This window comes from Rhodobacter viridis (assembly GCF_003217355.1).
Taxonomy (GTDB): Bacteria; Pseudomonadota; Alphaproteobacteria; order Rhodobacterales; family Rhodobacteraceae; genus Rhodobacter; species Rhodobacter viridis.
The window spans coordinates 1-7,930 of the sequence record NZ_QJTK01000034.1 but is presented as its reverse complement, the minus strand read 5'-3'; the positions used below and the strand labels follow the sequence as shown (position 1 = coordinate 7,930).

Annotated in this window: 6 protein-coding genes and 2 pseudogenes; 3 read left to right on the top strand and 5 right to left on the bottom strand. The window is 66.6% G+C overall.

The genetic code is table 11. The annotated features are described in order from the left end of the window. Positions 1 to 114 (top strand): integrase core domain-containing protein (locus tag C8J30_RS17940; protein WP_146227878.1); only part of this gene is annotated, 114 nt, incomplete at its 5' end. Here C8J30_RS17940 and C8J30_RS17935 read toward each other — a convergent pair. Both C8J30_RS17935 and C8J30_RS17930 read right to left on the bottom strand, forming a co-directional pair. After that, on the bottom strand, positions 115 to 657 hold the full coding sequence (locus tag C8J30_RS17935; protein WP_110807449.1) for a hypothetical protein: 543 nt from the start codon (positions 655 to 657) through the stop codon (positions 115 to 117). A 25-nt stretch (positions 658 to 682) separates the two neighbouring features. Continuing rightward, positions 683 to 1,810, bottom strand: a pseudogene (locus C8J30_RS17930) (IS3 family transposase). Between the two features lie 700 nt (positions 1,811 to 2,510). Between C8J30_RS17930 and C8J30_RS17925 the strand changes: the two are divergent. After that, positions 2,511 to 2,978, top strand: a pseudogene (locus C8J30_RS17925) (transposase); the annotation flags it as partial. 199 nt (positions 2,979 to 3,177) lie between these two features. Here C8J30_RS17925 and C8J30_RS17920 read toward each other — a convergent pair. From C8J30_RS17920 to C8J30_RS17910, 3 genes are read right to left on the bottom strand one after another with little or no spacing between them, the layout of a single operon-like run. Further along, the gene (locus tag C8J30_RS17920; RefSeq protein ID WP_220033836.1) at positions 3,178 to 4,368 is read right to left on the bottom strand and encodes an efflux RND transporter periplasmic adaptor subunit; all 1,191 of its coding nucleotides are present in this window, start codon (positions 4,366 to 4,368) and stop codon (positions 3,178 to 3,180) included. 3 nt (positions 4,369 to 4,371) lie between these two features. After that, complete coding sequence (locus tag C8J30_RS17915; RefSeq protein ID WP_220033835.1) at positions 4,372 to 6,741, bottom strand: ABC transporter permease; 2,370 nt, start codon at positions 6,739 to 6,741, stop codon at positions 4,372 to 4,374. Continuing rightward, complete coding sequence (locus C8J30_RS17910) at positions 6,735 to 7,445, bottom strand: ABC transporter ATP-binding protein (RefSeq protein WP_110807448.1); 711 nt, start codon at positions 7,443 to 7,445, stop codon at positions 6,735 to 6,737. Before C8J30_RS17910 ends, C8J30_RS17915 begins: the two co-directional genes overlap by 7 nt. A gap of 177 nt (positions 7,446 to 7,622) precedes the next feature. Here C8J30_RS17910 and C8J30_RS19325 point away from each other — a divergent pair. Further along, positions 7,623 to 7,930, top strand: a 308-nt coding sequence (locus C8J30_RS19325; RefSeq protein ID WP_342767559.1) for a TRIC cation channel family protein, incomplete at its 3' end; no start/stop codon positions are given.

Sequence of the window (7,930 nt, the reverse complement as noted above, 5' to 3'; positions counted from 1 at the left end):
GCAGGCATCGGCAAATGGATCGACTTCTACAACACGCAGCGCCCCCATTCGGCGCTTGGCGGAAGGACACCGGTTGAGGCCCATCAGGGCCAAGACCTGAAGGCGGCGGCTTGATCAACGGGCAAGCTTAGCAACGCCGCAAATCTGTCCGGAAAACGGGGACCACCTCATCTGACGCATTTGCGCGTTCCGACCAACCTCTCCGGACATCCCCAAAGCCAGATGCAAAAGGCCCGCAAGCGCGCCTTGCAGGTCCACCACAAGCCCGGGCCCGTCCGGCTCAGGCGTGAGGATGATCGCCTCGATCAGCCCGCGCAGCGCTTCCTTCGCCAGGTCCATCTGCGTCGCATCGCCAAGCCCTCGGATCAGCGCGCCAACCCGGTCCCGATAGGTCCCGGCCATTGATGGGTGAAACCGCACCGGATCCGGACCCGCCATCGCGGCCAGCTCCGTCTCGACCTCGCGCCGCCGGGCGTCGAGCTCGGCCAGCTTCTCCTTCACCTGATCCGCAGGAACCCCCGCGATGATCGCCTCGACCAGTTTGTCCTGCGCCGTCTTGATTGTGCGCAGCTCTTTCTTGAGGTCGCCGCGACCGGCGTTTGCCGCCGCCGCCAGCCGGTTGCGCTCCGCCGTGTATTCCTTGGGTAATCCCCCCATTTCTAACGGGATGCGTTCGTAGAATTCACGCGGCCATTTTCAGCTTCTGTGCGGGTGTGATGCCGCCGATGCCCATGTTCGGGCGGTCGTTGTTGTAAGTCCATAGCCATTGCGTGGCGAAGTCTTGGGCCTCCTCGATGGTTTCGATGATGTATTGATCCAGCCATTCATGCCGAACGGTGCGGTTGTAACGTTCGATGTAGGCGTGTCTCACTGGGGCTGGCCTGGCTGGATGTGCTGAATGGTAACCCCTTGTTTCTCAGCCCATTCCATCAGTTTGCCACTGATGTATTCCGGGCCGTTATCGACCCTTATGGTGCCAGGCTTCCCGCGCCACTCGATGATCCTGTCCAGGCTCCGGATCACACGTTCGGCGGGCAAGGAAAAGTCGACCTCGATGCCCAAGCCTTCGCGGTTGAAGTCGTCAAGCACGTTCAGCAGCCGAAACTGGCGGCCATCTCCGAGGCGGTCGGCCATAAAGTCCATCGACCAAGTCATATTGGGCGCATCCGGCACCGCCAAAGCATCGGGCTTCTCGCGCTTCAGCCGCTTGCGGGGCTTGATCCGCAGGTTCAGCTCCAGCGCGCAATAGATGCGATAGACGCGCTTGTGGTTCCAAGGATGGCCTTTGACGTTGCGCAAATGCAGGAAACAGAGGCCAAACCCCCAGGTCTTGCGGGCATCTGCCAGGCCCATCAGAAGATCGGCGATCTCTTCGTTCTCGGCCTTTAACTTCGGGCCATACCGATAGCAGGTCTCGGCTCGACCCGAAGGCCCGGCAGGCCAGCGCAATGCTGACCTGGTGGCGCGCCACCGCTTTCTCGGCCATCTCGCGGCGTCAAGATGGCCGCGTCATTTTTTTCCCAAGGCCTCCTTTAGCAGATCGGCCTGCATGCTCAGGTCTGCATACATCCGCTTCAGCCGACGGTTGTTCGGCCACTCTCTCGAACCAGTGGCGTTCGTGGCCTCACTCTTCCATCGCCTTCATCTGGCTGATGAGGGATGCATCCATGCCGCCATACTTCGCCCGCCATTTGTAAAACGACGCGCTGCTCATGCCATGCGCCCGGCACAGCTCCGCCACCGGCATCCCGCCTTCGGCCTGCCGCAGGATCGCAAGGATCTGAGCCTCAGTGTATCTACTTGTCTTCAGTCAGAATCTCCTCGGTCATCTTGGCGAGAAAATTCTACTTAGGCAGCCCTTACTTTCGGGGGGGATTACCCCCGCGGGTCGCGGATACCGCGCCCAGCTCTCATGCGGGGCGATGGCAATGATGCTCCTGCGGACCCGACGGCATGCCGGACCGCCTGCGGCGCTCAGGATGTGATGGAGTTGGGGAGCGCGAACCGGCTACGGTCGGTTCGAGACCAGTGCCGCGGGCTGTCACCGCGCGGATGCCGCCCCACAGCCCTCATACGGGACGACGGCGGTGCTGTGCCTGCGGACCGGACGACGTATCGGCCTGCCTGCGGTGCTCAAAATGGAATGGAAATGAGCGCGACTGGCGTGCTCCTCGCACGCGAGGCACTGAGATGCGCGCGGCGGCGGTCAAATGTGTGGGGGAGCGTGAGAAAGGCACTGGAACCGGGATGCATGGGCAACGCGGCGCATCGGAAGGCAGAAGGCAAGCGCGCCCGGCTTTTGGCTGGCACCCCGATCCCGGAGCCCGGCTCAAAATACGATATCCGCTTGTCGCGTGGGGTGGGATCGCCGCCCCGGAGGCGGCGATCAGGGGCGCGAGGTCAGGCCGCCTTGCCTTGCGACGGGGCCTCGCTGGCGGCTTTGTAATGTCAGAGCATCAGCTGGCTGTAATCGGTCAGCTCACGCCCCTTGAAACGGCCCGAATTCTCCATCGTTGATGGCGCTATGGGGCGAGGAGTTGGCCATCCAGCGCTGCACGGTCCACAAGCATAGCAAGCTGCTGGCACATGCCCCCAAGCACCTCCACGACGAGTTGACCAAGGATTGTCGTGACATGGTCTAAGCTGGCAGCGCCGCCGAGATCGAAACGTGCCGCAAGACGTTCGTGCGAAAATGGCGGCTCAAATGCCGGGCGGTGTACGAGCGCCTCGAAGAACCGGGCGAATGCCTCTTCACCTTCGCCCGGTTCGACCCGTCGCAATGGAAATAGGCAGGCACAACCAATGCGATTGAGCGGCTGAACGAGGAATTCCGCCGCGGCATCCAGACCCAGACCGTGCTGCCCTGTGCGCAAACCGTGCCGATGCTGCTTTGGGCCATGCTCGCGGCGGGACAGATCCAGATGCGCAAGGTTGACGGTTGGGAGACCCTGTCACAGCCCCTCGAGTCGATGCCCTTGACCGCGCCGCTTGAGGAAGCGAACTGGAAAAGGCTTGGAGGCCTCATCGGCGGAGTCGGCAGTCGCTCAACCCAGCATGATGATGTGCGGTCGAGCGAACACTCGGGGCCAGACACGATGGCCGCCGCGGTTCCAGTGGTCGGTGCTGTGCTCCCAGCCTCCCGGCAGGCGGGCTCCGGTGGCGCCGATGCGACAACGGTCATTGGGTCGGGATCGCGGACACCCGACTTGTTTCGGTCAAGGTGTCGGCGGGATGCAGGACGACCTGCTCGCCTTCGCCCAGCCCCTCAAGAACCTGCGCGAACTCCGCATTGCGCCGCCCGAGCCCGATCCGGCGAACCACCGCGCGCCCGTCTTTCACCACGAAAACCGCCCAGTCTGGCCCGTCACGAAACAGCGCGGCCACCGGCACCGTCAGCACGTCGGGCGCTTGCCAGAGCGTGATCCGAACGATCACGCGAAAGCCGTGGCCGAGCGCGCGGTAGGCGGTCGCGGGGCTGACAAGCGTGAGGATAACCTCGACCCGCTGTTCCTCGATGCCGAGCGCCGACACCCGGGTTTCGGCGGCGGGATCGATCCGCATGACACGCGCGGCCAGCACCGGGCCGCCCCAGCCGGCAATCTCGGCCTGCGCGCCGGGAACAATGTCCACCGCATCGCGCGACAGCAGCCGGGCGGTGATTTCCAGATCCGCTGGATCGCCGATTTCGAGCAAGGGCGTGCCCGCGGCCACCACCTGTTCGCTTTCGCTCAGCACCCGCAGCACCCGCCCCGAGACCGGCGTGACGACGGCGCGGCAGCAGCCGGGCGGGCCGCCGTCGGCATCCATCGCCAGAACCGCGGCCGCGCTGTCGCGTTCGCGTTCGCGCACCGCAAGGCTGGCGGCGGCCGAGCGCACCGCGGCTTCGGCGCTGTTGCGGGCCAGTTCAGCCGTGTCGAGCGCCTGTTGCGAAGCGGCCCCGCGCGTGGTCAGCTTTTGCGTCCGTGCGGCTTCCGTCACCGCGAAATCGCGCTCGGCCTCGGCCTGCATGTGCTGCGCCCGGGCCAGGTCGACGGCTGCTTCGGCCGCGGCCAGCGCCGCCTCGGCCACGGCGCGGGCGCGGGCATCCAGCAGCGCCGGGGCCGCCGGGCCGATCCGCGCCACCAATGTCTCGTCCGCGCGGACCGTGTCGCCCGGATGCAGCGCGATCCGTTCAAGCTTGCCGGTGATCGGCGCCGAGACGGTGAAAACCTCGCGGATGCGGGCTTCGCCCTCTTCCTCCAGCGTCACCGCCAGCGCCTGCCGGGCCACTTTGGCCACCTCGACCTCTTGCGGGCGCGGCGCAAAGGCCCAGACCAACGCCGCGACAAGGGCGAGCGTGATCAGTCCCGGAAAGAAAAAGCGTCGCATCGTTCACTCCCGCGTTTTCAGTACGCCGATCAGGTCGAGCCGGTTGAGCCGCCCCCGGATCGCCAGGGCCGACAGGAACGCCGCGCCGCAGACGATCAGGCTGGCGGTCGCGTAAACCTCGCGCCCCATGACGAAGGGCACGCGGTACAGATCCGACGAAAAGGCCGCCGCCATCGCCCGTCCGATGCCATGCCCGATCAGCCAGCCCAAGGGTTGTGCGCAGGCCACGACGACGGCCAGTTCGGCAAACAGCACCCCGGCCACCTCGGCACGGGTGAAGCCCAGAACCCGCAGGCTGGCCAGTTCGCGCCCCTGTTCGGAAAGCGCGATCCGGGCGAAATTATAGACGACACCCACGGCGATGATCCCGGCGAGCGTCGCGAACACCGAGGTCATCACCGTGATGTTTTGCGCCAGCGTGGCGCGAAACCGCGTCAGCGTGCGGGCCTTGAGACTGAGCGCCCCCAGTTCCGGCGTGGCCTTCACCGCGGTGAAAAAGGCGGGCATCTGTGCCGGATCCAGCGCCAGATCGACCCCGCTCAGCCTTGGCCCGTCGCCCATGGCGCGGTCGAGCGCGCCAATCTCCATCGCGGCGCCGAGCCCGACATAGCCCAGCGAGATCCCCGAAACCCGGATCTGTCGGGTCAGGCGCCGACCGTCGAGGAAGTCCACCGTCGCCAGATCGCCCGGCCGCAGCGCCAGCGCTTCGGCCAGCGCCTCGCTCAGGATCAAACCGTCCTCGGGCATCGGCATCGGGCGCAGATCGGGGGCCAGCACGCGCGAGAGTTGCGCCGTGGCCGGACGCCCGGTGATCGCCAGACGCTTCGCGCGCGGGCCGTTGCTGATCCGCACCGGGGCTGCGCGGAAGGGCTCGGCCACCAGCACCCCGGGCAGCGCGCGGGCGGCGTGCAGTGCGGCGGGGGCGGCGTCGGCGACAAAGCTCAGCTGCGCATCCTGACGCTCGGCGCGCTGGAAGGTGGCCGAAATCATCGCCGCGATCGAGCCTTCGGACCAGAAGGCCGCGACAAGGATCGCCACCGCCATCACCACGCCCAGACAGCTTCCCGCCGTGCGCCCGGGCCAATGCGCCAGATGCCGCCAGACCATGCGGCTGCTTTGCCGAAGCGGGGGCCCCGCGCCCCAGCCGCTCAGCCGACGATAGACCGGCGGGGCAGGGGGCGCCATCGCCACCGCGGGCGGCAGCGCAATCACCGAGCGCACCGCCTTCACCGCCCCGCCCAGCGCCGCCGCCAGCGTGATCAGCCCGGCCAGCGCATAAACCTGCGGATCGCGGCTGAAGACGAGGAAGGGGAAGGAAAAGAACTGCGCGTAAAGCCGTGCCAGCCCCGCCCCCAGCCAGGCCCCCGCGGCAAAGCCGAGCGCAATGCCGATCAGCGCGATCACTGCGACGAAGCCAAGGTAATGGGCCGCAATCTCGCGCCGACCATAGCCCAGCGCCTTGAGCAGGCCGATCTGCTCGCGTTCGAGCGCGATCAGCCGCGACAGCACCGTGTGCACCAGCATCGCCGCCACCAGAAGGAAGATCGGTGGCAGCACCTGCACCATCGCGCGCAACTGCTGCAGCTCGGCATCCAGAAAGGCATGCGAGGTCTGATCTTCCCGCCCCGTCGCCCCAGTGCCGCCATATGGTGCCAGGATCCGGTCCAGCGCCGCGATCACACGCGTCTGCGCCGCCCCGGGCGCCAGCCGCACCGCCACGCTGGAAAACGCGCCCTTCATGTCGAAGGCCGCTTCCAGCGGCGCCCGCGGCATCCAGAGGATGCCGAAACGGGCCGGATCGGGCATCATCTCGCCCGGGGCGAGCGCATAGATGAATTCGGGCGAGAGCGCGATGCCGGTGACCGTGACCGCATGCCGCCGCCCGTTCAGCACAACATCAAAGCTGGTGCCCGGGCGCAGCCGATGCGCGGCGGCGAAGTCGGCCGAGATAGCAACCTCGTGCTCCGCCAGCGGATCGGGCAGCCGCCCTTGCCGCAGATGCAAGAGGTTCAGCCCGCCACCGGGCCGCCCCTCGCCGGGCAGCGAGACGACCAGAAGCGCCCCCGGCTCCGCCATCTCGGGCAGATCTGGGCGGCCAAGGCGCACGATCCGCGCCTCGGCCGCGAGCACGCCCTCGATCGCCTCGATCTCGCCCAAAATCGCGCGCGGCGCCCGCGTCACCTCGGCAAAGACATCTGCAAAGCGGTTTTGCGCGTAATACTGCGCCCGCGTGTCCGACAGCGAGGCCACCGCGCCCTGGCCCAGAACCAGCGTCGCCACCCCGGACGCCAGCACCAGCGCAATCGCCAGCGCCTGCGCCCAAAGCCTGCGCAGATCGCGCCCCAGCTTGCGATGCAGCGCCGAAATCACCATGAGACCTCCGAGGGGCGCTTGCGCTGGGCGTTCGCCTGTTCTTCGACGATGCGGCCATCGGCGAAACGCACGAAGCGGTCGGCGATCTCGCGGATCGCCGCATTGTGGGTGATGACGAGCGTTGTGGCGCCGGTGGCGCGGTTGACCGCACTCAGCGCCTCGAGCACCAGAACGCCGGTCGTGCTGTCGAGCGCGCCGGTGGGTTCGTCGCACAAAAGCAGGTCGGGCCGTTTCGCAATCGCGCGCGCAATCGCCACGCGTTGCTGCTCGCCGCCCGACAGCTGTGCCGGAAAATGATCGCGCCGCGGCCCGAGCCCGACCAGCTCCAGCGCCTCGGCGGGGGGCATCGGCGCGCGGGCGATTTCCGTCACCAAGGCGACGTTTTCGAGCGCGGTCAGGCTGGGCATCAGGTTGTAGAACTGAAACACGAAGCCCACATGGTCGCGTCGGTAGCGGGTCAGCCCGGCTTCATCGAGTGCGGTCAGGTCATGGTCGCGAAACCGGATCTGCCCGGAACTGGGGCTGTCGAGCCCGCCCAGAATGTTCAGAAAGGTCGATTTCCCCGACCCGGAGGGGCCGAGGATGACGATGAACTCGCCCGATCGCGCGGAGAAATCGACGCCGCGCAATGCTTGCACCTCAACCGGGCCGCTCCGATAGATCTTGCTCAGCCCGGCGGTGCGGATCACCTCTTCGGTCTGCATCGCTCCCCCGTCGGCCGCTTTCGTGCCGGTGATCAGCCTGAGCCCAAGCCGCCTTGCGGGCGTTGACCTGCATCAAGGCTGGCCGGATCAGCAGGGACAGCGGCGCCGAGGCGCCTCTTTGGGCCGCGTCAGCGCCGCGCGGGAAGGCCCGACGGCTCACGAAGCTTCCCTGCGGCGATGCCGAAAGCCAAGCCCCTGTTGAAACGCTTTCCCGCAGGCCCTTGCCAGGAGAATATGATTGCTTTGAAAAATAGTTGCGTGTCACAATTTGGATCATTGCCTGCGGAATCGCATCGATTCAGGGGACTGACCATGACCTCATACGTCACGATTCTCGACTATCTGGGGGTTGCGCCTTTCACCGCGACCGGGGCGCTGACGGCCTCGCGCCGGCAGCTCGACATTCTGGGCTTCACCTTTCTCGGCACCTTGACGGGAATCGGCGGCGGCACGGTGCGGGACCTGATCCTCGATGTTCCGGTGTT